At 62.9% G+C, this 24,217-nt stretch carries 24 protein-coding genes; 19 read left to right on the top strand and 5 right to left on the bottom strand.

Features of this window, described 5'->3' with window-relative positions; translation table 11 throughout:
* Window positions 1-220: 220 nt before the first annotated feature.
* From ACF8R4_RS03150 to ACF8R4_RS03085, 14 genes are all read left to right on the top strand, one after another.
* Window positions 221-1,309 carry an efflux RND transporter periplasmic adaptor subunit gene (locus ACF8R4_RS03150; RefSeq protein ID WP_156866848.1) on the top strand — a complete coding sequence of 363 codons (1,089 nt, stop codon included), beginning with the start codon at window positions 221-223 and terminating at the stop codon, window positions 1,307-1,309.
* On the top strand, window positions 1,306-2,373 hold the full coding sequence (locus tag ACF8R4_RS03145; protein WP_060498123.1) for an efflux RND transporter periplasmic adaptor subunit: 1,068 nt from the start codon (window positions 1,306-1,308) through the stop codon (window positions 2,371-2,373). The genes ACF8R4_RS03150 and ACF8R4_RS03145 overlap by 4 nt, the downstream gene beginning before the upstream one ends.
* Window positions 2,370-5,432 (top strand): efflux RND transporter permease subunit, encoded by a 3,063-nt coding sequence (locus ACF8R4_RS03140; protein ID WP_060498122.1) that lies wholly within the window; start codon window positions 2,370-2,372, stop codon window positions 5,430-5,432. Before ACF8R4_RS03145 ends, ACF8R4_RS03140 begins: the two co-directional genes overlap by 4 nt.
* A gap of 237 nt (window positions 5,433-5,669) precedes the next feature.
* A complete protein-coding gene (oscA, locus tag ACF8R4_RS03135) occupies window positions 5,670-5,852 on the top strand; it encodes a sulfur starvation response protein OscA (RefSeq protein ID WP_016712582.1) in 183 nt (60 codons plus the stop codon).
* 48 nt (window positions 5,853-5,900) lie between these two features.
* On the top strand, window positions 5,901-6,908 hold the full coding sequence (locus ACF8R4_RS03130; protein ID WP_012274725.1) for a sulfate ABC transporter substrate-binding protein: 1,008 nt from the start codon (window positions 5,901-5,903) through the stop codon (window positions 6,906-6,908).
* A gap of 185 nt (window positions 6,909-7,093) precedes the next feature.
* Complete coding sequence (cysT, locus tag ACF8R4_RS03125; RefSeq protein ID WP_104833771.1) at window positions 7,094-7,912, top strand: sulfate ABC transporter permease subunit CysT; 819 nt, start codon at window positions 7,094-7,096, stop codon at window positions 7,910-7,912.
* 11 nt (window positions 7,913-7,923) lie between these two features.
* Window positions 7,924-8,796: a sulfate ABC transporter permease subunit CysW gene (gene cysW, locus ACF8R4_RS03120; protein ID WP_060498120.1), complete on the top strand. Its 873-nt coding sequence runs from the start codon at window positions 7,924-7,926 to the stop codon at window positions 8,794-8,796.
* A gap of 3 nt (window positions 8,797-8,799) precedes the next feature.
* The gene (locus ACF8R4_RS03115) at window positions 8,800-9,789 is read left to right on the top strand and encodes a sulfate/molybdate ABC transporter ATP-binding protein (protein ID WP_016712579.1); all 990 of its coding nucleotides are present in this window, start codon (window positions 8,800-8,802) and stop codon (window positions 9,787-9,789) included.
* Window positions 9,790-10,054: 265 nt separating this feature from the next.
* The gene (locus ACF8R4_RS03110) at window positions 10,055-10,855 is read left to right on the top strand and encodes an energy transducer TonB (protein WP_025752181.1); all 801 of its coding nucleotides are present in this window, start codon (window positions 10,055-10,057) and stop codon (window positions 10,853-10,855) included.
* A 30-nt stretch (window positions 10,856-10,885) separates the two neighbouring features.
* Window positions 10,886-11,605 (top strand): MotA/TolQ/ExbB proton channel family protein, encoded by a 720-nt coding sequence (locus ACF8R4_RS03105; protein WP_012274720.1) that lies wholly within the window; start codon window positions 10,886-10,888, stop codon window positions 11,603-11,605.
* A 1-nt stretch (window position 11,606) separates the two neighbouring features.
* Window positions 11,607-12,008 carry a biopolymer transporter ExbD gene (locus ACF8R4_RS03100; RefSeq protein WP_012274719.1) on the top strand — a complete coding sequence of 134 codons (402 nt, stop codon included), beginning with the start codon at window positions 11,607-11,609 and terminating at the stop codon, window positions 12,006-12,008.
* 281 nt (window positions 12,009-12,289) lie between these two features.
* Window positions 12,290-12,871 carry an alpha/beta hydrolase gene (locus ACF8R4_RS03095; RefSeq protein ID WP_392491670.1) on the top strand — a complete coding sequence of 194 codons (582 nt, stop codon included), beginning with the start codon at window positions 12,290-12,292 and terminating at the stop codon, window positions 12,869-12,871.
* A 64-nt stretch (window positions 12,872-12,935) separates the two neighbouring features.
* On the top strand, window positions 12,936-13,766 hold the full coding sequence (locus ACF8R4_RS03090; protein ID WP_060498116.1) for a sigma 54-interacting transcriptional regulator: 831 nt from the start codon (window positions 12,936-12,938) through the stop codon (window positions 13,764-13,766).
* 174 nt (window positions 13,767-13,940) lie between these two features.
* Complete coding sequence (locus ACF8R4_RS03085; protein ID WP_060498115.1) at window positions 13,941-14,726, top strand: MetQ/NlpA family ABC transporter substrate-binding protein; 786 nt, start codon at window positions 13,941-13,943, stop codon at window positions 14,724-14,726.
* A gap of 112 nt (window positions 14,727-14,838) precedes the next feature.
* Here ACF8R4_RS03085 and ACF8R4_RS03080 read toward each other — a convergent pair whose 3' ends face one another.
* Entirely contained in the window at window positions 14,839-17,265 is a 2,427-nt protein-coding gene (locus ACF8R4_RS03080; protein ID WP_392491668.1) for a penicillin acylase family protein, read from the bottom strand.
* Between the two features lie 86 nt (window positions 17,266-17,351).
* Between ACF8R4_RS03080 and ACF8R4_RS03075 the strand changes: the two genes are divergently transcribed.
* Window positions 17,352-17,918 carry a sugar O-acetyltransferase gene (locus tag ACF8R4_RS03075; protein ID WP_392491666.1) on the top strand — a complete coding sequence of 189 codons (567 nt, stop codon included), beginning with the start codon at window positions 17,352-17,354 and terminating at the stop codon, window positions 17,916-17,918.
* On the opposite strand, the gene ACF8R4_RS03070 is transcribed toward ACF8R4_RS03075, so the two are convergent.
* The gene (locus tag ACF8R4_RS03070; RefSeq protein ID WP_060498113.1) at window positions 17,897-18,466 is read right to left on the bottom strand and encodes a DUF6436 domain-containing protein; all 570 of its coding nucleotides are present in this window, start codon (window positions 18,464-18,466) and stop codon (window positions 17,897-17,899) included. The genes ACF8R4_RS03075 and ACF8R4_RS03070 overlap by 22 nt on opposite strands.
* 250 nt (window positions 18,467-18,716) lie before the next feature.
* Between ACF8R4_RS03070 and ACF8R4_RS03065 the strand changes: the two genes are divergently transcribed.
* Complete coding sequence (locus tag ACF8R4_RS03065) at window positions 18,717-19,643, top strand: alpha/beta hydrolase (protein ID WP_060498112.1); 927 nt, start codon at window positions 18,717-18,719, stop codon at window positions 19,641-19,643.
* Here the strand turns inward: ACF8R4_RS03065 and ACF8R4_RS03060 are convergent, their stop codons facing one another.
* Entirely contained in the window at window positions 19,644-20,396 is a 753-nt protein-coding gene (locus ACF8R4_RS03060; RefSeq protein WP_060498111.1) for a DUF2059 domain-containing protein, read from the bottom strand.
* A gap of 113 nt (window positions 20,397-20,509) precedes the next feature.
* Here ACF8R4_RS03060 and ACF8R4_RS03055 point away from each other — a divergent pair, with 113 nt between their 5' ends.
* Window positions 20,510-21,142: a 2OG-Fe(II) oxygenase gene (locus ACF8R4_RS03055; RefSeq protein WP_060498125.1), complete on the top strand. Its 633-nt coding sequence runs from the start codon at window positions 20,510-20,512 to the stop codon at window positions 21,140-21,142.
* On the top strand, window positions 21,129-21,632 hold the full coding sequence (locus tag ACF8R4_RS03050; RefSeq protein WP_060498110.1) for a DUF523 domain-containing protein: 504 nt from the start codon (window positions 21,129-21,131) through the stop codon (window positions 21,630-21,632). The genes ACF8R4_RS03055 and ACF8R4_RS03050 overlap by 14 nt, the downstream gene beginning before the upstream one ends.
* Window positions 21,633-21,693: 61 nt before the next feature.
* Here the strand turns inward: ACF8R4_RS03050 and ACF8R4_RS03045 are convergent, their stop codons facing one another.
* Window positions 21,694-22,182 carry a transporter substrate-binding domain-containing protein gene (locus tag ACF8R4_RS03045; RefSeq protein WP_060498109.1) on the bottom strand — a complete coding sequence of 163 codons (489 nt, stop codon included), beginning with the start codon at window positions 22,180-22,182 and terminating at the stop codon, window positions 21,694-21,696.
* Between the two features lie 223 nt (window positions 22,183-22,405).
* Between ACF8R4_RS03045 and ACF8R4_RS03040 the strand changes: the two genes are divergently transcribed.
* On the top strand, window positions 22,406-22,882 hold the full coding sequence (locus ACF8R4_RS03040; protein WP_016712565.1) for a DUF4399 domain-containing protein: 477 nt from the start codon (window positions 22,406-22,408) through the stop codon (window positions 22,880-22,882).
* Between the two features lie 44 nt (window positions 22,883-22,926).
* On the opposite strand, the gene serA is transcribed toward ACF8R4_RS03040, so the two are convergent.
* Window positions 22,927-24,156 carry a phosphoglycerate dehydrogenase gene (serA, locus tag ACF8R4_RS03035; RefSeq protein ID WP_016712564.1) on the bottom strand — a complete coding sequence of 410 codons (1,230 nt, stop codon included), beginning with the start codon at window positions 24,154-24,156 and terminating at the stop codon, window positions 22,927-22,929.
* Window positions 24,157-24,217 lie beyond the last annotated feature (61 nt).

The raw sequence follows: 24,217 nt of genomic DNA, 5'->3' as shown, positions 1-24,217 counted from the left end.
CCCCCGGGAATAATTGGCCCGAAACTAACGTAGGAGCGAGCACAGCTCGCGATGCGCCGCGCGGGCGGCGCTCGATCTGATAAGCACCGAAAAAATCGAGGCGTGCACCTTGATGCCCTGACGCGCATACGTCCTCTATCCGTCAGTGATGTTTATCGAACCCTGAACTACGCTGACAGTCGCATCTCACAAATCATTTGTGCGCAAGCTAGGAGCCTGCATGAGGGTGACGCGTCCACTGTTGCTGGCAGGCTTGGGCTTGCTGTCCATGCTCACCGGCTGTAGCAAGGAAGAGGTCCCCGAGACGCTGCCTCGGGTCGGTGTGCAACAGGTCCAACCCACCGATTTCGCTGCCAGGGTCACCCTGACGGGCGATGTGCAAGCGCGGGTGCAGACTGACCTGTCGTTCCGTGTGGGCGGAAAGATCATTTCGCGCAGCGTCGATGTGGGCGACCACGTCAAGGCCAACCAGGTGCTGGCCCGGCTGGACCCGAAAGACCTGCAGAACAACGTCGACTCGGCCAAGGCCGAGGTGTTCGCCGCCCAGGCGCGGGTCACCCAGACCAGCGCCGCCTTTGTGCGCCAGCAAAAACTGCTGCCCAAGGGCTACACCAGCCAAAGTGAATACGACTCCGCCGAAGCCGCGCTGCGCAGCAACCAGAGCGCGCTCAAGGCCGCCCAGGCGCAACTGGCCAACGCCAACGAACAGCTCAGCTACACCGCACTGGTCTCCGAGGCCGCGGGGGTCATCACCGAGCGTCAGGCCGAAGTCGGCCAGGTGGTGCAGGCCACGATGCCCATCTTCAGCCTGGCCACCGATGGCGACCGTGATGCGGTGTTCAACGTGTACGAATCGCTGCTGGTGGCGCCGCCCAGCGATGCCGGGGTGATCGTCAGCCTGCTGGACAACCCCAAGGTCCAGGCACATGGCTTCGTGCGTGAAATCACCCCCACGGTATCGGCGCAAAGCGGCACGGTGCAGGTCAAGGTAGGCCTGAAAGATGTGCCCGTGGGCATGCAGTTGGGCGCACCGGTCACCGCCACCACCAATGCCCAAGGCCGGCCCAGCGTCGAGCTACCGTGGTCGGCACTGACAAAAGCCCTGCATGAGCCCGCCGTGTGGGTGGTAGGCGAGGGCGACAAGGTGGAACTGCGCAAAGTCGAAGTCAGCCGTTACCTCACCGGCAAAATTGTGGTCGCCAGCGGCCTTAAAGGCGGCGAGACCGTGGTGGTCAATGGCGGCCAGTTATTGCACCCCGGCATGCAGGTTCAGAAGGTCGACGCCAAGGCCCAAGGGGGTGAGCTATGAAGCGCCTGCTGCTGATGCTGTCGGCTGGCGTGCTGCTGGTGGGTTGCAGCAGCGAGGACGAGGCGCCAGAGCCGATTCGGCCGGTGTTGTCGGTGAAGGTCGAACCCCAGGTCGAGTCGCAGCTGGGTCGTTTTGCCGGCAGTATCCAGGCGCGCTTTGAAAGCACCCTGGGCTTTCGGGTTTCCGGCCGTATTGCCCGGCGTTGGCTGGACGTGGGCGCCCAGGTGAAGCCGGGCGACACCTTGGCTACCCTCGACCCGACCGACCAGCAAAACCAGCTGCGTGCCGCCGAAGGCGACCTGGCCAAGGTGCAGGCCCAGTGGATCAACGCCCAGGCCGATGCCCGCCGCCAGCAGCAGCTGTACGACCGCGGAGTGGGCGCCCAGGCCCAGCTGGATATCGCCCAGACCAACCTGAAAACCACCAGCGCAGCACTGGAGCAGGCGCGCTCGGCGCTCAGCCAAGCCCGTGACCAGCTTGACTACAGCACCTTGCGCACCGACCACGCTGCCGTGATCACCGCCTGGCAGGCCGAAGCCGGGCAAACCGTCACCGCAGGCCAGGCCGTGGTAACCCTGGCCCGGCCGGATGTGAAGGAAGCGGTGATCGACCTGCCGATCGGCCTGGCCGAGCAGTTGAGCCAGGGCCTGACCTTTACCGTGGCCTCGCAACTGGACCCGACCATCAACACCACGGCCAGCCTGCGCGAGCTGGAACCCCAGGCCGACGCCACCACCCGCACCCGACGCGCCCGGCTGACCCTGGCGAGCACACCGGCGGCGTTCCACCTGGGCACCGCCATCAGCGTGACCTTGAGCGCGGAAGTGACGCCACGCAGCGAGCTACCCGCGAGTGCCTTGCTGGAACGTGACGGCAAAACCCAGGTGTGGGTGATCGACACGCAGCAGAAGACCGTGGCCACCCGTGATGTGGCGTTGATCGACCGCACCGCCGACAGCATCGTCCTGACGTCGGGCGTGCAGCCTGGCGAGCGCGTCGTGACCGCAGGTGTGAACAGCCTCAAGCCTGGCCAGAAGGTCACCTTCGACGAGGATGCGCAATGAAAGGAAGCTTCAACCTGTCCGACTGGGCACTCAAGCATCAATCCTTCGTCTGGTACCTGATGTTCGTTGGCCTGCTGATGGGGATATTTTCCTATTTCAACCTGGGCCGTGAGGAAGACCCGTCGTTCACCATCAAGACCATGGTGATCCAGACCCGTTGGCCAGGCGCGACCCAGGACGAGACGCTGTACCAGGTCACCGACCGCATCGAAAAGAAACTCGAAGAACTCGATTCCCTCGATTACACCAAAAGCTACACCCGGCCGGGTGAGTCCACGGTCTACGTGTACCTGCGCGACACCACCAAGGCCAAGGACATCCCGGACATCTGGTACCAGGTGCGCAAGAAGATCCAGGACATTCGCGGCCAGTTCCCTCAGGGCATCCAGGGGCCTGCGTTCAATGACGAATTCGGTGATGTATTCGGCTCGATCTACGCCTTTACCTCCGATGGCCTTACCCTGCGCCAGTTGCGCGACTACGTGGAGCAAGCCAGGGCTGAGGTCCGCGATGTGCCCAACATCGGTAAGATCGAGTTGGTCGGTACCCAGGATGAAGTGCTGTACCTGAACTTCTCCACCCGCAAGCTGGCTGCGCTGGGCATTGACCAGCGCCAGGTCATGCAGGCCTTGCAATCGCAGAACGCCGTGACCCCGGCCGGCGTGATCGAGGCCGGCCCCGAGCGCATTTCGGTGCGCACCACCGGGCAGTTCGCCTCGGAAAAAGACCTGGAAACGGTCAACCTGCGCATCAATGACCGCTTCTTCCGCCTGGCGGATATTGCGGATATCGAACGCGGGTATGTCGACCCGCCGTCACCCATGTTCCGCTACAACGGCCAGACCGCGCTTGGGCTGGCCATCGGCATGAAGGCCGGGGGCAACATCCAGGTGTTCGGTGCGGCGCTGAAAAAGCGTATGGACAAAGTGGTCGAGGACTTGCCGATAGGGGTTGGGGTACACACCGTGTCGGACCAGGCGGTGGTGGTGAAACAGGCCGTCGGCGGCTTCACCAGCGCACTGTTCGAGGCGGTAGTGATCGTACTGGGGGTGAGTTTCATCAGCCTGGGCGTGCGCGCAGGCCTGGTGGTGGCGTGTTCGATCCCGCTGGTGCTGGCCATGGTGTTCGTATTCATGGAGTACAGCGGCATCACCATGCAGCGGATTTCGCTGGGGGCGCTGATCATTGCGCTTGGTCTGCTGGTGGACGATGCAATGATCACCGTGGAGGTGATGGTCACGCGGCTGGAGATGGGTGAAAGCAAGGAGCAGGCGGCGACGTTTGCCTACACCTCCACAGCCTTCCCCATGCTGACCGGCACCCTGGTGACTGTGGCCGGTTTCGTGCCGATCGGCCTGAACGCCAGTTCGGCCGGTGAATATACCTACACCCTGTTTGCCGTGATTGCCGTGGCGCTGATCGTGTCATGGGTGGTGGCGGTGTTCTTCGCGCCCGTGCTGGGCGTACACATCCTTAGCAGCAAGGTCAAACCCCATGAAGCCGAGCCTGGCCGCCTGGGCAAGGCTTTCGAACATGGCCTGCTGTGGTGCATGCGCAACCGCTGGCTGACCATCATCGGCACCGTGCTGTTGTTTGTGCTGGCCATTTTCTGCGAGCGCTTTGTGCAGAACCAGTTCTTCCCGTCCTCGGACCGCCCGGAAATCCTGGTCGACCTCAACCTGCCGCAAAACGCCTCGATCGAGGAGACGCGCAAGGTGGTCGACCGCTTCGAGGCACGGATCAAGGATGACCCGGACCTGGTGCACTGGAGCACCTACATCGGCCAGGGTGCCATTCGTTTTTACCTTCCCCTCGACCAACAATTGCAGAACCCGTACTACGCGCAGTTGGTGATCGTCAGCAAAGGCTTCGAAGAGCGTCAGGCCATGATGGCTCGTTTGCAGAAGATCCTGCACGAAGAGTTCGTCGGCATTGGTACCAACGTACAGTCGCTGGAAATGGGCCCGCCGGTAGGGCGGCCGATCCAGTATCGGGTCAGTGGTGCCAACATCGACGAAGTGCGCAAGCATGCCATCGAACTGGCCACCTTGCTCGACCAGAACGAGCACATCGGCGAGATGATCTATGACTGGAACGAGCCGGGTAAGGTGCTGCGCGTGGAAATCGCCCAGGACAAGGCACGCCAGCTAGGGTTGTCGTCGGAAGACGTGGCCAATGTGATGAACAGCATCGTCAGCGGCGTGCAGATCACCCAGGTCAATGACAACATCTACCTGGTCAACGTGGTGGCCCGTGCCGAAAACAGCGAGCGCGGCTCGCCTGATACCCTGCAGAACCTGCAGATCCTCACGCCCAACGGCACCTCGATCCCGTTGCTGTCGTTCGCCACGGTGCGTTATGAGCTGGAGCAGCCGCTGGTGTGGCGGCGGGACCGCAAACCGACCATCACCATCAAGGCGTCGGTCAACGGCGACATCCAGCCCACCGACCTGGTGGCCCAGCTGAAGCCGAAGATCGACGAATTCGCCAGCAAGCTGCCGGTGGGCTTCGAGGTGGCTACCGGCGGTACGGTGGAGGAAAGCGCCAAGGCGCAAGGGCCGATCCGCAAGGTGATCCCGCTGATGCTGTTCCTCATGGCCACTTTCCTGATGATCCAGCTGCACAGCGTGCAGAAGCTGTTCCTGGTGGTGAGCGTGGCGCCGCTGGGGCTGATTGGCGTGATCATCGCACTGGTGCCCACAGGCACGCCCATGGGCTTTGTGGCGATTCTCGGCATCCTCGCGCTGGCGGGTATCATCATTCGCAACTCGGTGATCCTGGTGACCCAGATCGACGAGTTCGAGGCCCAGGGCTTCTCGCCCTGGGACGCGGTGGTGGAGGCTACTAACCACCGGCGCCGGCCGATATTGCTGACGGCGGCGGCGGCGAGCCTGGGCATGATCCCGATTGCCCGCGAAGTGTTCTGGGGGCCGATGGCGTACGCCATGATTGGCGGGATCATTGTGGCCACCCTGCTGACGCTGTTGTTCCTGCCGGCCTTGTATGTGGCCTGGTACAAGATCCGTGAGCCTGAAAACAGCACTAAAACCCAACACTGAACACTGTGGGAGCAGGCGTGCCCGCGAATGCGGTGGTGGATTCACTGCCGCATTTGCGGGCACGCCCGCTCCCACAGAGGTTGTTGTCGCCTGTAAAATCGTGATTTTAATTTGGTTATATAAACATTCTTAAACAGTATTTTTAAGAATAACTCCGCCTCACTACTATTGCCCTCAAGCCAGGCGCAAATCCCCTTCAAACCTCTGCCCGGCACCCTCACTCCAAGGAGAACGAGCATGAGTGCATCTCTGCGTAGCATCGACGGTCAGGACGAAGCCACCATTCTGCGTGAAATCCAGAGCGCCTTGCGCGACCTGCGTTTCGGTGCGGTGGAGATCACTGTGCACAACGCTCAGGTCGTACAGATCGAGCGCAAGGAGAAGTTCCGCCTGCAACAGCCCGGCAACAAGGCCGGCTGATCGCGCCTCACATTCAAAACTAGAAAAATGCCAATCGGGAGCTTCACCATGTCCATCCGCCGTTATGCGCTTGCCGCTTTGGCCAGCGCTGTTTTTGCCGGTTCCGCCATCGCCAAGGACTACGAACTGCTGAACGTGTCCTACGACCCGACCCGCGAGCTGTACCAGCAGTACAACGCCGAGTTCATCAAGCACTGGCAGCAGGCCCACCCGGGCGACAAGGTGAAGATCCAGCAGTCCCACGGTGGCTCGGGCAAGCAGGCCCGTGCGGTGATCGACGGCCTGCGCGCCGACGTGGTGACCCTGGCCCTGGCCGGTGACATCGACGAAGTCGCCAAGCTCGGCAAGACCCTGCCGGACAACTGGCAGACCCGCCTGCCGGACGCCAGCACCCCGTACACCTCGACCATCGTGTTCCTGGTGCGCAAGGGCAACCCGAAAGGCATCAAGGACTGGGGCGACCTGATCAAGAAAGACGTGTCGGTCATCACCCCCAACCCGAAAACCTCCGGCGGTGCGCGCTGGAACTTCCTGGCCGCCTGGGCCTACGGCCTGAAGGCCGGCGGTAGCGAAGAGAAGGCCAAGGAATACGTGCAGGAGCTGTTCAAGCACGTACCGGTGCTGGACACCGGCGCCCGTGGCTCGACCATCACCTTCGTCAACAACGGCCAGGGCGACGTGTTGCTGGCCTGGGAAAACGAAGCCTTCCTGGCGCTGAAGGAAGACGGTGGCGCCGACAAGTTCGACATCGTCGTGCCGTCGCTGTCGATCCTGGCCGAACCGCCAGTGGCCGTGGTGGACAAGAACGCCGAGAAGAAGGGCAATACCGAGATTGCCACCGAATACCTCAAGCACCTGTACAGCCCGGCCGGGCAGAAAATTGCCGCCGAGAACTTCTACCGCCCGCGTGACGAGAAAGTTGCTGCCGAATTCGGCAAGCAATTCCCGAAACTGGACCTGGTAACCATCGACAAGGACTTCGGTGGCTGGAAAACTGCACAACCCAAATTCTTCAATGATGGCGGTGTGTTCGACCAGATCTATCAGGCACAGTAAGGGCCATGGAAAAGCGGGGCCGCGTTGCGGCCCATTCGCGGCACAAGGCCGCTCCTACATGGAATCGCGATCCCTTGTAGGAGCGGCCTTGTGCCGCGAATGGGCTGCAAAGTAGCCCCAGGATTCAAAAGCTTGCACCAGCCCGGGATCGATTCCGGGCTTCGTGCGTTCAACCAGGGATACTTATGTCACGTCGTATTTCCCCCGTCATACCCGGCTTCGGGCTGACGCTGGGCTACACCTTGGTGTACCTCAGCCTGATCGTGCTGATACCGCTGGCAGCCATGTTCATTCATGCCGCGCAGCTGACCTGGGAGCAGTTCTGGAACATCATCAGTGCGCCGCGGGTACTCGCCGCGCTCAAGCTGAGTTTCGGCACCGCCCTGTTCGCCGCCATCATCAACGGTGTGATCGGCACCCTGCTGGCCTGGGTGCTGGTGCGCTACACCTTCCCCGGGCGCAAGATCATCGATGCGATGATCGACCTGCCGTTCGCCCTGCCTACCGCCGTTGCCGGTATCGCCTTGACCGCCCTGTACGCGCCTGCGGGCTGGGTTGGCCAGTTCGCCACCGACCTTGGCTTCAAGATCGCCTACACCCCGCTGGGTATCACCCTGGCGCTGACCTTCGTCACCTTGCCGTTCGTAGTGCGCACGGTTCAGCCGGTACTGGCCGACATCCCGCGTGAAGTGGAAGAGGCCGCTGCCTGCCTGGGCGCCAAGCCGCTGCAGGTGTTCCGCCATGTACTGGCGCCGGCCTTGCTGCCTGCCTGGCTCACCGGCTTTGCCCTGGCCTTCGCCCGTGGCGTGGGTGAGTATGGTTCGGTGATCTTCATCGCCGGCAACATGCCGATGAAGACCGAGATCCTGCCGCTGCTGATCATGGTCAAGCTCGACCAGTACGACTACACCGGCGCAACCGCCATCGGCGTGCTGATGCTGGTGGTTTCCTTCATCCTGCTGCTGCTGATCAACCTGTTGCAGCGCCGCATCGAAACCCCTTGAAGGAGGCCGGCATGTCCAGTTCATCCCTGAGTGCAAGCGCGGCCGCCAACGCCGCCCGCCGTGGCAACGCCACTTCGCGGCGTATCCTGATCGGCCTTGGCTGGCTGGTGTTCGCCCTGTTCCTGCTGTTGCCGCTGGTGATCGTGGTGTCGCAGGCGCTGAAGAACGGTTTTGGTACCTTCTTCGAGGCTATCTTCGAGCCCGACGCCTTGTCGGCACTGAAGCTGACGCTGCTCGCAGTCGTCATCTCGGTGCCGCTCAACCTGGTGTTTGGCGTCAGCGCCGCCTGGTGCGTCAGCAAGTACACCTTCCGTGGCAAGAGCATCCTGGTCACCCTGATCGACCTGCCGTTCTCGGTGTCGCCGGTGATCGCCGGCCTGGTCTACGTGCTGATGTTCGGTGCGCAAGGCCTGTTCGGCCCCTGGTTGCAGGACCACGACATCCAGATCGTGTTTGCCCTACCGGGCATCGTCCTGGCGACCATTTTCGTCACCGTGCCGTTCGTGGCCCGTGAACTGATCCCGCTGATGCAGGAGCAGGGCACGCAAGAAGAGGAGGCCGCGCGACTGCTCGGCGCCAATGGCTGGCAGATGTTCTGGCACGTGACCTTGCCCAACATCAAATGGGGCCTGATCTATGGCGTGGTGCTGTGTACCGCACGGGCCATGGGCGAGTTTGGCGCGGTGTCGGTGGTGTCGGGCCACATTCGTGGCGTGACCAACACCTTGCCGCTGCACGTGGAGATCCTCTACAACGAGTACAACCACGTCGCGGCCTTCAGCGTGGCCAGCCTGTTGCTGATCCTGGCGCTCTTCATCCTGCTGCTCAAGCAGTGGAGCGAGAACCGTATTAACCGCCTGCGCCACAGCGCCGCGGAGGAATGATTCATGTCGATCGAAGTTCGTAACGTCAGCAAGCGCTTCAACAGCTTCCAGGCCCTGGACAACATCAACCTGGACATCAACAGCGGCGAGCTGGTGGCTTTGCTCGGCCCGTCCGGCTGTGGCAAGACCACGCTGCTGCGCATCATCGCCGGCCTGGAAACCCCGGACCAGGGCAATATCGTGTTCCATGGCGAAGACGTGTCCGGCCATGACGTGCGTGACCGCAACGTCGGTTTCGTGTTCCAGCACTACGCGCTGTTCCGCCACATGAGTGTGTTCGACAACGTCGCTTTCGGCCTGCGCATGAAGCCCAAGGGCGAGCGCCCGAGCGAGAGCAAGATCGCCGAGAAGGTGCATGAGCTGCTGAACATGGTGCAGCTGGACTGGTTGTCCGACCGCTACCCCGAACAGCTCTCTGGCGGTCAGCGTCAGCGTATCGCCTTGGCCCGCGCGCTGGCGGTGGAGCCCAAGGTGCTGCTGCTGGACGAGCCGTTCGGTGCGCTGGATGCCAAGGTGCGCAAAGAGCTGCGCCGCTGGCTGGCGCGGCTGCACGAAGACATCAACCTGACCTCGGTATTCGTGACCCACGACCAGGAAGAAGCCATGGAAGTGGCCGACCGCATCGTGGTGATGAACAAGGGCGTGATCGAGCAGATCGGCTCGCCGGGCGAAGTGTACGAGCAGCCGGCCAACGACTTCGTCTACCACTTCCTGGGCGACTCCAACCGCCTGGCCCTGAGCGAAGGCCACCATGTGCTGTTCCGCCCGCACGAAGTGTCGCTGTCGCGGCATGAGACCGAAGGGCACCATGCGGCCGAGGTGCGGGATATTCGCCCGTTGGGCGCGACTACCCGGGTGACCTTGAAAGTCGAGGGGCAGAGCGAGCTGATCGAGGCCGAGGTGGTGAAAGACCATGACAGCCTGATCGGGCTGGCGCGGGGGGAGACATTGTTCTTCCGGCCGAAGGTTTGGCAGAAGGTGGCGGATATCTGAGCCTCTTCAGGTAATGAGAGCCCGGGCATGGTCCCGGGTTTTTTATGCCTGCAATTCCATGCCTTGCCTGAATATTTTGCATGCCCACAAAGCATCGAGTTTTGCTTGGTCAGCCACAGCCCGCGCAGTTCTTGGCCTTCACGCTACCCTCCAAAAACAATATTCACTTAAGTTATAACTATAATTTTAAACATTACTTTAAGAGATAAGCCTCTGGCCCTGATGATTCAGCCATACCTGAATCGAGACCCCAGGAGTTTGATCAATGGGTAATGTCCAGTCGGCCGTCAGGGCCTACGACCAGCCATGGCGCCCGGCCCCGGGTGACCTGGTCGAGCTTGGACGCACGCTTCGCCTACCGCTTGGTCAGCTGCGCCTGCAACGCACGCCCGTCAGCGGGCTCAAGCGCCGCGACAAGTTGGTGTTGGGCCTGCTGGTGCTGGCTTTGCACGGCGCTGCGGCGTACTGGGTAAGCCAGGCACCCACGCCAGAGCTGCCCGTGGTGCCACCGCAAGTGCCGCCCATGACCATCGAGTTCGCAGCGCCCGCGCCCCCTGTGGTCGAACCGCCACCGCCTGCGCCTGCACCACCCGTCGTCGAGCCGCCGCCACCACCACCCGTGATCGACGAACTGGCCGCCAAGCCCAAACCCAAGCCAAAGCCCGTGCCCAAGCCTGTGGTCAAGCAAGCACCCAAACCACAGCCCAAACCGGTCGAAGCGCCGCCGCCAGCCCCAGTGGCCGCCCCGGCACCACCTGCACCCGCACCACCCGCGCCGGCCCCGGTTACGCCCGCTTCGGCCAACGCCGCGTATCTGAAAAACCCGGCGCCGGAGTATCCGCAGATGGCCCAGCGGCGGGGTTGGGAAGGCACCGTGCTGCTGCGTGTAGAGGTGCTGCCCAGCGGTAAACCCGGGCAGATCCAGGTCCAGAAGAGCAGCGGCCGTGATGCCCTCGACGCCGCAGCGTTGGCTGCGGTGAAGCGCTGGAGCTTCGTGCCCGCCAAGCAGGGCGACGTGGCCCAGACCGGCTGGGTCAGCGTGCCGATCGATTTCAAGCTTCGCTAACTTTTTCGCAGAACACAGGAAGACATCATCATGAGCCTGCTGGCATCCCCCCTCGAATCCGTTGAAAGCGCAGTCATCTGGCTGCTGGTTGGTTTTTCTGTCGTCACTTGGGGCCTGGCCCTGGTCAAGGTCGCGCAGTTTGTGCGGCTGAAGAACCAGGACAAACGCTTCCACCAGCAGTTCTGGGCGGCCTCCAGCCTGGACTCGGCCGCCGAGCTCAGCCACGAGCTGCCAGGCCCGGCTGCCCGCGTTGCCCAGTCTGGCTACGCCGCGATTGCCGTTGGCGACACCCAGGCCAACGACCTGAGCCACGCCATCAACCACCAGGACCGCCTGGAGCGTGCCCTGCGTCAGCAGATCGTGCGTGAGCGCCGCTCGCTGGAAACCGGCCTGGCGGTGGTCGCCAGTATCGGCAGCACCTCGCCCTTCATCGGCCTGTTCGGCACCGTGTGGGGCATCATGGAAGCGCTCAAGGGCATCAGCGCGGCCGGCTCCGCCAGCCTGGAAACCGTCGCCGGCCCCATCGGTGCTGCACTGGTGGCCACCGGTGTGGGTATCGCCGTCGCAGTGCCTGCGGTGCTGGTCTACAACTACTTCCTGCGTCGTCTGAAGCTGACCGCTGCCGACCTCGATGACTTTGCCCACGACTTCTACAGCCTGGCGCAGAAGAGTGCCTTCCGTGTGTTGGTGCACCCCGCTGTGCAAAAAGCCCAGGCTGGTTTTACCCAGCCGGTGAAGGAGGCGTCCTGATATGGCCTTTTCGACCCAGGACAGCGACGAAGTCCTCAGTGAAATCAACGTCACGCCGCTGGTGGACGTCATGCTGGTGCTGCTGGTGGTGTTCATCGTCACCGCGCCGTTGCTGACCAACGCGATCCCCATCAACCTGCCCAAGACCGAGGCCGTGGCCCCGGTGGAGCAGAAGGACCCGCTGGTGGTCAGCATCGACGGTGAAGGCAAGCTGTTCATCAACAAGGACCAGATCCAGCCCGACCTGCTGGAAACCAACCTCAAGGCTGCCAAGGACAAGGACGCGGACGTGCGCGTGCAGCTGCAGGCCGATGACGGCGTGAACTACGGCGAAGTGGCGCGGGCCATGGCAGCCATCGAACGTGCAGGGATCAGCAAACTGGCGGTGATAACCGCGCGCTGACTTTTACCAAGCCTCTTCAGGCAAGTGCTTATGGGCCACATCTCTTGGCAGGGGTTGGCCCTTTTTTTTGCGTGATCCCTGTGGGAGCGGGCGTGCCCGCGAACACGGGCGAAGCCCGTGCCATCCACCGCGGTGCTCGCTTCGCGGGCATGCCCGCTCCCACAGGGATCGCACAAGGCATAAATATTTTTGTTATTAATAAATAGCTTCTTATTCCTTTACGAATATAACTGCCTCCCTATACTGGTCTCCAAGCACGCAAACTTACTGGAGGCGTCCCCATGCGCAATGAGTCGATTCGTTACCTGATTGTGCCGGGCTGGCAAGGATCGCCAGACAACCATTGGCAAAGTCACTGGCAGCGCACCCTGCCCAACAGTGCACGGGTCGAGCAGCACGACTGGCTGACCCCGCAACGGCAGGACTGGGTGCAGGCGCTGGAGCAGGCGATCATCGCCGAAGACTCGCCCGTGATCCTGATTGCCCACAGCCTGGGTTGCATCACCGTCGCCCACTGGGCCGCGCAGGCCAGCCCGGCGTTGCTGCGCCGGGTGCGCGGCGCGCTGCTGGTGGCGCCAGCGGATGTCGAGCGGCCTACCTGCGCGCCAGCCTTGCGCAACTTTGCGCCGATCCCGACCGAAGCGCTGCCGTTTCCCAGTCAGGTGGTCAGTTCGGACAACGACCCGGCCGTGAACGTGCCTCGGGCGCTTTACTTGGCCAAGGCCTGGGACGCAGAGGCGGGTTTGCTGAGCAATGCCGGGCACATCAACGTCAAGTCCGGCCATGAACGCTGGGAACAAGGCTTCGCCTACCTGTATCGCTTGCAAAGCCGGGTCGAGCAGCGCGCACTGCGCCGCGCCTGATCGCCTTTACTGTTTACCGCTTACCTGACGCCCGGCCAATGAAGGCCAGGGGCGGGAGTTTGTCATGACTTTTCAAAACCCGTTTGGCCAGCCGCTGTTGACCTTTCCCGAGCTGGACAAGAGCCCGCTGAGCATCCGCGCCAAGGCGCTGGTGTTCATCGACCCGCGTTCGCAGCAACTGCGCGAAGACCTTGAGCGCCTGGCGCCGCAACCCTTGCCCGTGCTGATCCGTGGCGAGACCGGCACCGGCAAGGAGTTGCTGGCCCGGCAAATCCACCGTGCCAGTGATCGTGGCGGGCTGTTCGTGTCGGTCAACTGCGCGGCCATCAGCCCCACGTATGCCGATGCCGAGCTGTTCGGCTACAGCGCCGGCAGCCATGGCGGTACGGCCAGCAGCCGCGCCGGCTGGTTCGGCTCGGCCAATGGCGGCACGTTGTACCTGGACGAGATTGCCGACTTGCCGCTGGCCATCCAGGGCAAGCTGCTGGCTGCCCTGGAAAACCGCGAAGTCACCCGAGTGGGGGCGCAGCAGCCGCAGCCGGTGGATGTGCGGCTGGTGGCCGCGACCAGCATCGACCTGGTGCGAGTGGTACGGGCAGGGCGCTTTAACGAGCGCTTGTACCAGTACCTGCGCGAAGGTGCGCTGGAGCTGCCACCGCTGCGTGAGCGGCCCGGCGATATCCTGCCGCTGGCCGAGTACTTCGCGGGCATCTACAGCGTACGCCTGCAACGCCCTGTACCGCTGGTGAGCGAGGCGGCGCAGCAGGTGCTGGAAGCCCATCCATGGCCTGGAAATACCCGTGAACTGGAGAATGTCATCCACTTCGCCTTGCTGGTGAATGACGGCGAAGAGCTGCAGCCAGAGGACCTGGACCTGGCCAACCCCGCGCGTTAGACATCGCTCATAAGCAAACTGGCTAATGGCGATTTGTTTTTGGAATAAGCAGCTAAGTAAAAGATATTGTTACGGAATAAAAATTCTAGGTATTGTCCGCCTACGCCCGCTGGTGAACCGGTTGGGCACCCGATTCGCCATCGCTGATGGCCCAGATTCAGAACAAGGATCACCATGAAGAAGACCCTGCTGACCACTGCCCTGGCCGCTGCCCTGTCGTTCTCCGGCCTGGCCGCCGCCGCCGAGAAGCTCGTGGTTGCCGCTACTCCGGTACCGCACGCCGAAATCCTCGAGCTGATCAAGCCGACCCTGGCCAAAGAAGGCGTGGACCTGCAGATCAAGGTCTTCACCGACTATGTGCAGCCAAACGTGCAGGTTGACCAGAAGCGCCTGGACGCCAACTACTTCCAGACCTTGCCGTACCTGAAGAGCTTCAACGAAGGTAAGGGCACCCACCTGGAAACCGTGATTGGCGTGCACGTCGAGCCGTTCGGTGGCTATTCCAAGAAGATCAAGAACCTGTCCGAGCTGAAGGAAGGCGCAACCGTTGCCATCCCTAACGAAGGCAGCAACAGCGGCCGCGCCCTGATCCTGCTGCAGAAGGCTGGCCTGATCACCCTGAAAGACCCTAAGAATGCCCTGGCCACGCCTAAGGACATCGCCGAGAACCCGAAGAAGCTGAAGTTCCGCGAGCTTGAATCGGCCATGTTGCCGCGCGTGCTGGACCAGGTCGACCTGGACATGATCAACACCAACTACGCCCTGGAAGCCGGCCTGAATCCGGCCAAGGACGCACTGGTGATCGAAGGTGCCGACTCGCCGTACGTGAACTTCCTGGTTGCCCGCCCGGACAACAAGGACAGCGAGTCCATCCAGAAACTGGCCAAGGCCCTGACCAGCCCTGAGGTGAAGGCATTCATCGCCAAGAAGTATCAAGGTGCTGTGCTGCCGGCGTTCTGATGCACTCGTAGTGATAGAAAATGCCGACGCACTTGCGTCGGCATTTTTTTTTCTGGGCACGGTTACCTGTGGGAGCGGGCGTGCCCGCGAACACCGGCGTAGCCGGTGCCATCTACCGTGTCGCCTCCTTCGCGGGCACGCCCGCTCCCACATGTGGCTGTACAGCTGCGCCACTTGAGTCTCCGGGCACTAATCGCAAGGTGCTCTGCGCCGGGATTACCCCCATCTGTGCCTTTTTGTACTGCCCCTCCACATAACCTTTAGCCTGGTCCGCATAGTGTTGGTCAAACGGCACGCCACTCTGCCCGACCGGGTTGCTGGTCAGCGCCTGGCCGGCATCGGCAAAATCGATCAGCCGCCGCGTCGAAGGCCCGTAGGTCACCGGCCATGGCGCCGGGCCGATCTTCGCAGAAAGGTTGTTCGGCACCTCATGGGTACCGGGCGCGGCGAACGGCCCAACGTTGAACAGCAGGTTCAGCGGCTTTTTCACGCCAAGCGGGTGGTTGTGGGTCAGGGTATGGGCCTTGCCCCATTGCCAGCTGGCCGGGTCGCTACCCAAGGTGTCGCGCAGGTGCTTCAGGCTGTGCTGCCAGGCCAGGCGTACGATGGCGGTACGGTCGGTACGCTGGTTGCCACCTCGGGTGTTCCACCAAGGGGAGTCGGCGTCCGCCGCCAGGCGTGGCAAGGCAGCGTCGATGGCGCGGGTGCTGATCAGTACCGGGAACCAGGTGTCGCCCAGTTCGTCGTGCAGGGCCGCGAAGGCCAGTTCGTAGAGGAACTGGTTGAACAGCGTGGCGCTGGTCGAATCCAGCGGGTAGTCGCCACGCCAGGCGGCCAGCTGTTCGACCAGTTCCTTCTCCTCGTCACCTTCGGCCACTGCGCGCAGGGTTGCCAGCAGCGGTGCAAGGGTGCGCGGGCCGTGGTCACTGGCGGTGTCCAGCTGCAGGGCTTGGCTGTTCTGGGTGTCCCATTTCAGCTCAGGGTTGGCCAGGTGGCGGTCGAGCTGGCGGCCTCGGTCGGGCAGGTTGTAGTAACCCGGTATCGGCACCCCTGCTGGCGGCTGGAAGTTGGCCGAGACGATATAGCCGCGCGCCGGGTTCTCTTGCTGCGGGTTGACGCTGAAGGGGTAGAACCCGAGCTTGTCGGCTTGCGTGCTGGCGCCATCGAGGATGAACGCCGGGTCGACACCATCGGGGCGGATGGGTAGCTGCGCAGCGGCCCACCAGCCGATGTCACCTTGGGCATTGGCCCAGACAAAGTTCAGCCCCGGCGCATGAACCTTGGCCGCAGCTTCGCGCATTTTGCCCAGCGTGTCGGCACGGTTGAGCTGATAGAACCCTTCGAGAATCGGGTTTTCGGTTTCCAGAAACGCCCACCACATGGCGATGGGTGTAGGCCCGGCAGTAGCGCCTAGCACGTCGTTGACGATCGGACCATGGGGCGAACGGCGCAGGCTAAGCGTGACCGGCGCTTCGCCTTTGACGGCGATCTGTTGCTCGGTTTTTTCCAGCGCCTGCCATTTGCTATCGACCATCACCTGATTGGCGTCGGCCGGGTTGGTGCGCTCGGCGATCAGGTCGACGTCATCGTTCTGGAACATGGTCAGGCTCCAGCCGAAATCGCGGTTGTGGCCAAGCAGGGCAAAGGGGTTGAGCGCCTGGAAGTAGCCATACAGGTTGAAACCGGGTGCCGACAGTTCGGCCTCGTACCACACCGCCGGCACTGCAAAACCGATGTGCGGGTCGCCTGCCAGCAACGGTTTGCCGCTGCGGGTACGGCTGCCGGCCACCGCCCAGGCGTTGCTCCCTTCAAACTGCGGGATGCCCGCGTCACCCAGCGCCTGGTGGCTGAGGCGGGCGAGGGCTTCCAGGCTTTGCCAGTCCGCAGCGGCCAGTGGCGTGCCCAGGGCCCCCTCGGGTTTCCAGCCGAGGTCGAAGATGTTCAGGTAGTCGGGGCCAAGCTGGTCGCGGATGTAGGTCAGTGCGGGCTCGGTGCGAAACGCAGCGGCGAAACTGTAAGCGAGGTAACCGGCAATGCTCAGGGTATCTTCGGCGGTAAACGGGCGAGGGGTGATACCCAGCAGGTCGAACTCCACGGGCTTGGGATGGCTGGCTTGCCAGCCGTTGACCCCGTCGAGGTAGGCTTGCAGGGCCTGCCAGGCAGGTGACTGGCGGTCCTGACGCTTGGCCATCCGTGCGGCCTGTTCGCGAATGCGCAGGCTGCGGAACAAGGTATCGGTGGGCAGCAGCTTGTCGCCCAGCACCTCGGCCAGTTCGCCTCGGGCCAGGCGACGTAGGATTTCCATCTGGAACAACCGGTCCTGGGCATGCACGTAGCCCAGGGCGCGGTACAGGTCTGCCTCGTTTTGCGCCTGCAGGTGCGGCACGCCGCGAGCGTCGTAGCGCACGCTGACCGGCGCCTGCAAGCCAGCCAGGGGCAACTCGCCCTCGCGCTGCGGCAGCTTGCCCTGCACGTACCAGTAACCGGCGCCGGCAGCCACGGTAACCACCACGGCCAACAGGGTCAGGCTGCGCTTCATGCAAGCTCCTTGTGCGTCAAAGCAGAAAATGTGGTCCGATCATCGGCGGATTCGCGAACAGAGCATAGCCCCGGGAAGGAGATTCCATGTCACTCAGCGAAAAACAGAAGATGCTTACAGGCCAGCTCTACCACGCTGGCTGCCCCGAACTGCAGGCCGAGCAGATCGCCAACAAGCACTGGATGCACCGCTACAACAGCAGCGTCGAACTGCTCAACGACGTACGCCATGGGCTGTTGCTGGAGCATTTCGGCGAGGTTGGCGAAGGCGCGGTGATCCGCCCGCCGTTCTATTGCGACTACGGTTACAACATCAGTGTTGGCCGCAATACCTTCATGAACTTCAACTGCGTGATCCTCGACGTGATGCCGGTGCGCATCGGTGATGACTGCCAGATCGGCCCCAATGTGCAGATCTACACCGCCGACCACCCGCTCGACCCTGACCTGCGGCGCAGCGGGCTGGAGAGTGGGCGGGCGGTGACCATTGGCAACAACGTGTGGATTGGCGGTGCGGCGATCATCCTGCCAGGGGTGACGATTGGCGATAACGCCGTGGTCGGCGCGGGTAGCGTGGTAACCCGAAATGTGCCAGCTGGAGCGACGGTGGTGGGTAACCCGGCGCGGATACGTCAGCCAGCCCAAGGGCAGTAGCAGCCCACCGCCAGTGTGTTGGACGCGGTCACCTGGCGGCCGTCGAGCAGTGCCTTGAGGATGGGCTCGACGAAGCTGTTGCTGGCGTTGCACACCGCACCTTCACTGTAGGGGCCGAAGTAGGCCAGTTGGCCTTGCCGGTCCCAGATGGCCACGGCCGGGGAGGCGGGCAGGTGCTCGCTACCGGGCAGGCTGGTGATGGGCTTGAGGGCGGAGAGGTTGGCGGGCAGCTGGTTATGGCTACCGGGCTTTTGCAGCACATGGAAGGTCACGCCTTGGGCTGCGAACTGGCTGACCAGGTCGCCCAGGTGTTGCTGGTTGCCGACGTTGCAGGGGCAGGCCGGGTCCCAGAAGTGCACCACGCGGATCGGGCCAGGGCCGGCCAACTCGGCAGGTAGTTGCAGTTGGCTGCCGTCGAACAGTGTGGTCTGGTTGTCGAATGGGCGCAGATAGCGTGCCTGGAAGGTGGTGTAGGCCTGCCAGAAAATGGCGGCGCCTATCGTCAGAGCAAGCGCCGTGCACAACGGTTTGATGATTCGGCTACTCATGAAGCGTCGGTGGCCCTTTGTGGGAGCGGGCTTGCCCGCGAAGCAGACTGCGCGGTGGATGGCACGGGCTATGCCCGTGTTCGCGGGCAAGCCCGCTCCCACAGTGAGCGCGCAATTTTTTAGATTTTGAGCAAGACAGTTGATCCGACAATCACATCGGTGCTGGTTGTTCGAGGTGAGCAAGCTTGCCACGACGCCGGCCAGAGCTGAATATCCCAGATCAATACTTGCTCCGCCGTGGATGTACCCGATGCCTGTTGCTTTTCACCCCGATCACTTGCGCACCAGCCTTGCGCCGTTGAGCGCTCGCCAGCCGTTGTCCGTGCAGGCGCAGGACTACCAGCGCTTCTATGGCCTGAACGTGTCAGCCCAGAGCTGGCTGGGCGGCTTTCAGGCGGCGGGGTTCGACCTGGTCGGGCAGGTGTGGCTACCCGAGCAGCCGACCGCGACGTTGTTTCTGCTGCACGGCTACTACGATCACATGGGCCTGTATCGGCATGTGATCGACTGGGCGCTCACGCAGGGTTTTGCCGTGATCAGCTGCGACCTGCCCGGCCACGGCCTGTCCAGTGGCGAGCGGGCCAGCATCAGTGATTTTTCGGTGTATCAGCAGGTGCTGGAGGCGTTGTTCGAACAGGCGCGCACGCTGCAGCTGCCGCGCCCCTGGCACCTGTGCGGGCAAAGCACCGGTGGCGCCATCGCCGTTGACCACCTGCTGCATCAGGGGGCGCGCAGCCCCATTGATGGCCAGGTGATCCTGTTGGCACCGCTGGTGCGGCCTTGTTCCTGGCGTTGGTCGAAGTTGAGCTATCGCGTGCTGCGTCACTTTGTGAACGGCATCGAACGGCGCTTCAGCGAAAACACCAATGACCCGGCCTTCCTGCCGTTCCTTGAGGCCGACCCGCTACAACCGCGTCGCCTGCCCACCGCCTGGGTGGGCGCGCTGATCGCCTGGGTCAAGCGCATCGAAGCCGCGCCGCATAGTCCGCGGCGGCCGTTGATCGTGCAGGGGGAGGCCGATGGCACGGTGGATTGGCCCTACAACCTCGAAGTGCTCAAGGCCAAGTTTGCCGACCCACAGATATTGATGCTGCCCGAGGCCCGTCACCACCTGGCCAACGAGCTGCCGGGCATTCGCCAGCGGTACTTCGACTTCATCGACCAGCGCCTGGGCTGATCACCTCAGGTCGTTGCTGCTCTGGCCAACCGCCAGGCCCGCACGCACAGCCGCCAGCGCTGCCTGGTAGTAGGCTTTGCCGTCGGCTGATTCGGCAAAGGTGGCGAACGCTTCCAGCTCGGCATCGGACAGGTCGCGGTAGACATACAGCAAGGTGTTGTTGAGGTCTTCGCCGATCTGGTTCATCAGGCGCTGGCGCTGGCCGTCGAGCAGGCCCTGTGCCTGGCCGCCGCCGAACAGGCCGGGGATCATCGAGCTGAGGCTGTCAGCCGCCACGCCAGCAATGGCCAGGCTGACTTCGGCACCGGCTTCACGCGCAGGCAGGGCCTGGGCCAGGTGGCCGATGACCAGCAGGCGGTCGTCGCTGGCCTGGATCTTGGGTAGGCCTTTGGCATTCTTGGCCAGTTCGTCCTTGCGGGTGGCCTTCAGCTCGGCGGCCACCACCTTGCGCCCCAGCGGCGACTGGAAAAAGGCCAGGGCCGGTGCCGGATTGGCCAGTGTGGCGCGCAGCTGCGCCTGGGCGCGACGGTCCACCGCCTGGGCCTGGAAGCGCTGGTTGCTGTTGTTGACCAGCGCCTGGTACACGGCGGGGGGCAAACTGTTGCGGTAGCGCGCCTGGGCGGCGGTGAGGGCATCGTTGAAGTGGGCGCGCTGGTCGGGCCAGCCGGCGGCCTTGTACAGTTGATCCAGGTTGTCTGCCCAGACAGGCATGGTGCAGATCATCAGCAGAATCAGGGAAAACAGACGGCGCATTCAGGACTCCTGTCGGCAGGTGGCTATTGTCCTTGGCCGGGCGGCGGTTTGTCGAGATATCCGCGTGTTTCTCGGCCAAGTGGCGCTGTGCGCCGGCATGGCGAATGGATATGATGCGCGCCATGCACAACTCCCCCGAACACCCGATGCTTGCGGCCGTCGTCGACGATCTGGCCACCCATGGCTGGTCCCAGCAGGCGCTGTTTTTGCCTGCCGACCTGGTGCGCGCGCTGGCGGCCGAATGCCGGCGCCGTGATGCCGAAGGGGAGCTTAACCCCGCAGGGGTTGGACGCGGGGTTGCCCAAGAGGTGCGCGAGGCCATCCGTGGCGACCATATCCAGTGGATCGACCCTGGGCAGGCCGAGGCCTGCGACCAGTACCTGGCGGCCATGGACCAGTTGCGCCTGGTCATCAACCAGGGGCTGTTCCTGGGCCTGGAAGATTTCGAGTGCCATTTTGCCTTGTATCCGCCGGGGGCCTTCTATCGCCGGCACCTGGACCGCTTCCGCGACGATGACCGGCGCATGGTGTCGGCCGTGCTGTACCTGAATGAAGGCTGGCAGCCTGAGGACGGCGGCCAGTTGCGCATGTTCCTGGCCGATGGCATCGAGCACGACGTTGAGCCTGTGGCGGGTTGCCTGGTGGTATTCCTTTCGGGTGAAGTGCCCCATGAGGTGCTGCCAGCCGGGCGCGAGCGGCTGTCGTTGACCGGTTGGTTCCGGCGCCGTGGCAATGACCTGTTCTGATTTGCCCAAGGTGCTGGTCAGCGCTTGCCTGCTGGGGCAACCGGTGCGCTATGACGGCCGGGCCAGCGGTCACCCAAACCTGTTGCAGCAGTGGCAGGCCGAAGGGCGCGTGGTGCCGTTGTGCCCGGAGGTGGCAGGTGGCTTGCCGACGCCGCGCCCGCCAGCAGAGATTCCGGGCGGGCAGGGTGGTGCAGTGCTTGATGGCAGCGCGCAGGTGCTGACGGTGACGGGCGAAGATGTCAGTGGCGCGTTTCTGACCGGGGCGCAGTTGGCGCTGGAGCTGGTGCGGCGACATGGCATCCGCGTGGCGGTGCTCAAGTCTGGTAGCCCTTCGTGTGGCAACCGGTTGACCTATGACGGCACGTTCAGCGGTGTGAAGGTGGCGGGTGAAGGGGTGACCACGGCGTTGCTGCGGCGGGCGGGGGTGCGGGTGTTCAGTGAGCTGGAGCTGTATGAGGCGGAACGGGCTTTGGCTGAGCTTTCGGTGTAAGCCAGTCCCGGCCTCTTCGCGGGCAAGCCCGCGAAGAGGCCAGTGCAGGCGGTAAAAAACCTCACTGCCCGGCCGCAGTCTCCTGCACACCCGTGAACCACTTCTGTTCAAGCTCGGCAGTGCGGCCACTGTCCTTCAAGCGTTGCAGTGCATTGTTTACGGCACTTTCGAAAGCCGGGTTGTCCTTCTGGAACGGAATCACCAGCTTCTTTTCGCCAATCGGCAGGCTCACATCGAGTGGGCCGTCGCCCTTTGGCGCATCGGTCGATGGGGTGAGCGCAACGTCATATTTGCCACTCTCGACACCGCTCAGCACTTCGGCGGCCGGGGCTTCGACGAATTCGGCGCGCAAGTCCAGCTCCCGGGCCAGGTCCTGGCCAAATTCGATGTCGAACCCCGTCAGGTGGTCGTCTTGCTTGAAGGCGTACGGTGAGTTGTCGGCCTGTACCGCAATGCGCAGTTCGCCCCGGTCGGCGACTTCGTCTATCAGCTCCGCCTGGGCCAATGGACTGATCAGTACTGCCAGCAGTACCCCTATGGTCGAACGCATGAATGCCCCTTTTCTTTCAGCAGATGAATAACTGTCGCCACGGCTTTCTTCCTCGCCGTGATCGAGCGCAGCTTATGACCTTGAAGCCTCGGCATTGTTTAACCCTGACGGAAATATTTCTGTCAGGCAATGTGAACACCTTGGCGAATATTTCAACTAAGGTGAACTACCGCTGCCGTTGGATCCCAGGCTGCGGTCAATAAGTGAATCACAGGAGAAGTGAATGAACAGCCTATTTTCGCGTGCTGCCGTTGCCGGTCTGCTGATGGGAGCGTCGGTGTTCGCCAGTGCCGCAGACGCCCTGAAGAGCCAGGAGCCGCCCAAGGAGGCCAAGGTCTTCATCGTTTCCCCCGCCGATGGTGCCACGGTCGACAAGACCTTCACCGTCAAGTTCGGCATCGAGGGCATGGCACTCAAGCCAGCGGGTGACCAGACCCCGCACACTGGGCACCACCACTTGCTGGTGGATGTGGATAAAGAACCCGTGGCTGACATGCCGCTGCCAACCAGCTTGATGCCGGAAGCCGGCACCGCGCTGCCGGCGGGCCCGCAGGTGCTGCACTTCGGCAAGGCGCAGACCGAGACCAGCATTACCCTGACACCGGGCAAGCACACCCTGCAATTGATTCTGGGTGACCAGTATCACGTGCCGTTCAAGCCGAGCGTCGAGTCGAAGAAGATCACGGTTGAAGTGAAATAAAAAAAAGGGAGGCCACCAGGGCCTCCCTTTTTCATGCAGCAAGCTTAGAACAGGACGCGGGAGCGGATGGTGCCCTTGACCTGTTGCAGTTTCTCTTGCGCCAGGTCGGAGTACTCGGCGTCAACGTCGATTACCACGTAACCGACTTTCTCGTTGGTCTGCAGGAACTGACCGGAGATGTTGATGCCGTTCTCGGCGAACACCTTGTTGATCTCGCTGAGCACGCCCGGGATGTTTTCGTGGATGTGCAGCAGGCGGTGCTTGCCTGGGTGCGCCGGCAGGGCCACTTCCGGGAAGTTGACCGAGGACACCGAGGTACCGTTGTCGCTGTACTTGACCAGCTTCTCGGCCACTTCCAGGCCGATGTTGGCCTGGGCTTCGGCGGTGGAACCGCCGATGTGCGGGGTCAGGATCACGTTGTCCAGGCCGCGCAGCGGGCTTTCGAACTCTTCGTCGTTGGAGCGTGGCTCGACCGGGAATACGTCGATGGCGGCGCCGATCAGGTGCTTGTCCTTGATGGCGGCGGCCAGATGGTCCAGCTCGACCACGGTGCCACGGGCGGCGTTGATCAGGATCGCGCCCTTCTTCATCGAGCGGATTTCTTTCTCGCCGATCATCCACTGGGTGGACGGCAGCTCAGGCACGTGCAGCGAAACGATGTCGGCCAGGCCCAGCAGCTCGTTCAGGCTGGTGACCTGCACGGCGTTGCCCAGTGGCAGCTTGGTCAGCGGGTCGAAGAAGTACACCTGCATACCCAGGTTCTCGGCAAGGACCGACAGTTGGGTACCGATCGAGCCGTAGCCGACGATGCCCAGCTTCTTACCACGGATCTCGAACGAGTTGGCCGCGCTCTTGATCCAGCCGCCACGGTGGCAGGAGGCGTTTTTCTCAGGGATGCCGCGCAGCAGCAGGATGGCTTCGGCCAGCACCAGCTCGGCCACCGAACGGGTGTTGGAGTACGGCGCGTTGAACACGGCGATACCGCGCTCGCGGGCCGCTTCCAGGTCTACCTGGTTGGTGCCGATGCAGAAGCAGCCAACAGCGACCAGTTTCTTGGCGCAGTCGAAGATCTCTTCGGTGAGCTGGGTGCGTGAACGGATGCCGATGAAGTGGGCGTCGGCGATCTTTTCCTTCAGCTCGGCTTCCGGCAACGAACCAGTGAGGTATTCGATGTTGGTGTAGCCGGCAGCCTTGAGGGTATCGACTGCGTTCTGGTGCACACCTTCAAGAAGAAGGAACCGGATCTTGCTCTTGTCGAGAGAAGTCTTGCTCATCTGCGTAAACCTGTATCCCGGAGAAAAAATGGCGAGGGGTGATGCCAGGCGCGAGGGCAGC

Source organism: Pseudomonas sp. FYR_2 (genome assembly GCF_043106425.1).
GTDB lineage: Bacteria > Pseudomonadota > Gammaproteobacteria > Pseudomonadales > Pseudomonadaceae > Aquipseudomonas > Aquipseudomonas monteilii.
The sequence above is the reverse complement of the archived record's forward strand: the minus strand, read 5'-3'. Positions and strand labels throughout refer to the sequence as shown.

Excerpts from the sequence above, each read along its gene's own strand:
- ACF8R4_RS03150 (WP_156866848.1), top strand. The coding sequence starts at position 221 with ATGAGGGTGACGCGTCCACTGTTGCTGGCAGGCTTGGGCTTGCTGTCC.
- ACF8R4_RS03145 (WP_060498123.1), top strand. The coding sequence starts at position 1,306 with ATGAAGCGCCTGCTGCTGATGCTGTCGGCTGGCGTGCTGCTGGTGGGT.
- ACF8R4_RS03140 (WP_060498122.1), top strand. The coding sequence starts at position 2,370 with ATGAAAGGAAGCTTCAACCTGTCCGACTGGGCACTCAAGCATCAATCC.
- oscA (WP_016712582.1), top strand. The coding sequence starts at position 5,670 with ATGAGTGCATCTCTGCGTAGCATCGACGGTCAGGACGAAGCCACCATT.
- ACF8R4_RS03130 (WP_012274725.1), top strand. The coding sequence starts at position 5,901 with ATGTCCATCCGCCGTTATGCGCTTGCCGCTTTGGCCAGCGCTGTTTTT.
- cysT (WP_104833771.1), top strand. The coding sequence starts at position 7,094 with ATGTCACGTCGTATTTCCCCCGTCATACCCGGCTTCGGGCTGACGCTG.
- cysW (WP_060498120.1), top strand. The coding sequence starts at position 7,924 with ATGTCCAGTTCATCCCTGAGTGCAAGCGCGGCCGCCAACGCCGCCCGC.
- ACF8R4_RS03115 (WP_016712579.1), top strand. The coding sequence starts at position 8,800 with ATGTCGATCGAAGTTCGTAACGTCAGCAAGCGCTTCAACAGCTTCCAG.
- ACF8R4_RS03110 (WP_025752181.1), top strand. The coding sequence starts at position 10,055 with ATGGGTAATGTCCAGTCGGCCGTCAGGGCCTACGACCAGCCATGGCGC.
- ACF8R4_RS03105 (WP_012274720.1), top strand. The coding sequence starts at position 10,886 with ATGAGCCTGCTGGCATCCCCCCTCGAATCCGTTGAAAGCGCAGTCATC.
- ACF8R4_RS03100 (WP_012274719.1), top strand. The coding sequence starts at position 11,607 with ATGGCCTTTTCGACCCAGGACAGCGACGAAGTCCTCAGTGAAATCAAC.
- ACF8R4_RS03095 (WP_392491670.1), top strand. The coding sequence starts at position 12,290 with ATGCGCAATGAGTCGATTCGTTACCTGATTGTGCCGGGCTGGCAAGGA.
- ACF8R4_RS03090 (WP_060498116.1), top strand. The coding sequence starts at position 12,936 with ATGACTTTTCAAAACCCGTTTGGCCAGCCGCTGTTGACCTTTCCCGAG.
- ACF8R4_RS03085 (WP_060498115.1), top strand. The coding sequence starts at position 13,941 with ATGAAGAAGACCCTGCTGACCACTGCCCTGGCCGCTGCCCTGTCGTTC.
- ACF8R4_RS03080 (WP_392491668.1), bottom strand. The coding sequence starts at position 17,265 with ATGAAGCGCAGCCTGACCCTGTTGGCCGTGGTGGTTACCGTGGCTGCC.
- ACF8R4_RS03075 (WP_392491666.1), top strand. The coding sequence starts at position 17,352 with ATGTCACTCAGCGAAAAACAGAAGATGCTTACAGGCCAGCTCTACCAC.
- ACF8R4_RS03070 (WP_060498113.1), bottom strand. The coding sequence starts at position 18,466 with ATGAGTAGCCGAATCATCAAACCGTTGTGCACGGCGCTTGCTCTGACG.
- ACF8R4_RS03065 (WP_060498112.1), top strand. The coding sequence starts at position 18,717 with ATGCCTGTTGCTTTTCACCCCGATCACTTGCGCACCAGCCTTGCGCCG.
- ACF8R4_RS03060 (WP_060498111.1), bottom strand. The coding sequence starts at position 20,396 with ATGCGCCGTCTGTTTTCCCTGATTCTGCTGATGATCTGCACCATGCCT.
- ACF8R4_RS03055 (WP_060498125.1), top strand. The coding sequence starts at position 20,510 with ATGCGCGCCATGCACAACTCCCCCGAACACCCGATGCTTGCGGCCGTC.
- ACF8R4_RS03050 (WP_060498110.1), top strand. The coding sequence starts at position 21,129 with ATGACCTGTTCTGATTTGCCCAAGGTGCTGGTCAGCGCTTGCCTGCTG.
- ACF8R4_RS03045 (WP_060498109.1), bottom strand. The coding sequence starts at position 22,182 with ATGCGTTCGACCATAGGGGTACTGCTGGCAGTACTGATCAGTCCATTG.
- ACF8R4_RS03040 (WP_016712565.1), top strand. The coding sequence starts at position 22,406 with ATGAACAGCCTATTTTCGCGTGCTGCCGTTGCCGGTCTGCTGATGGGA.
- serA (WP_016712564.1), bottom strand. The coding sequence starts at position 24,156 with ATGAGCAAGACTTCTCTCGACAAGAGCAAGATCCGGTTCCTTCTTCTT.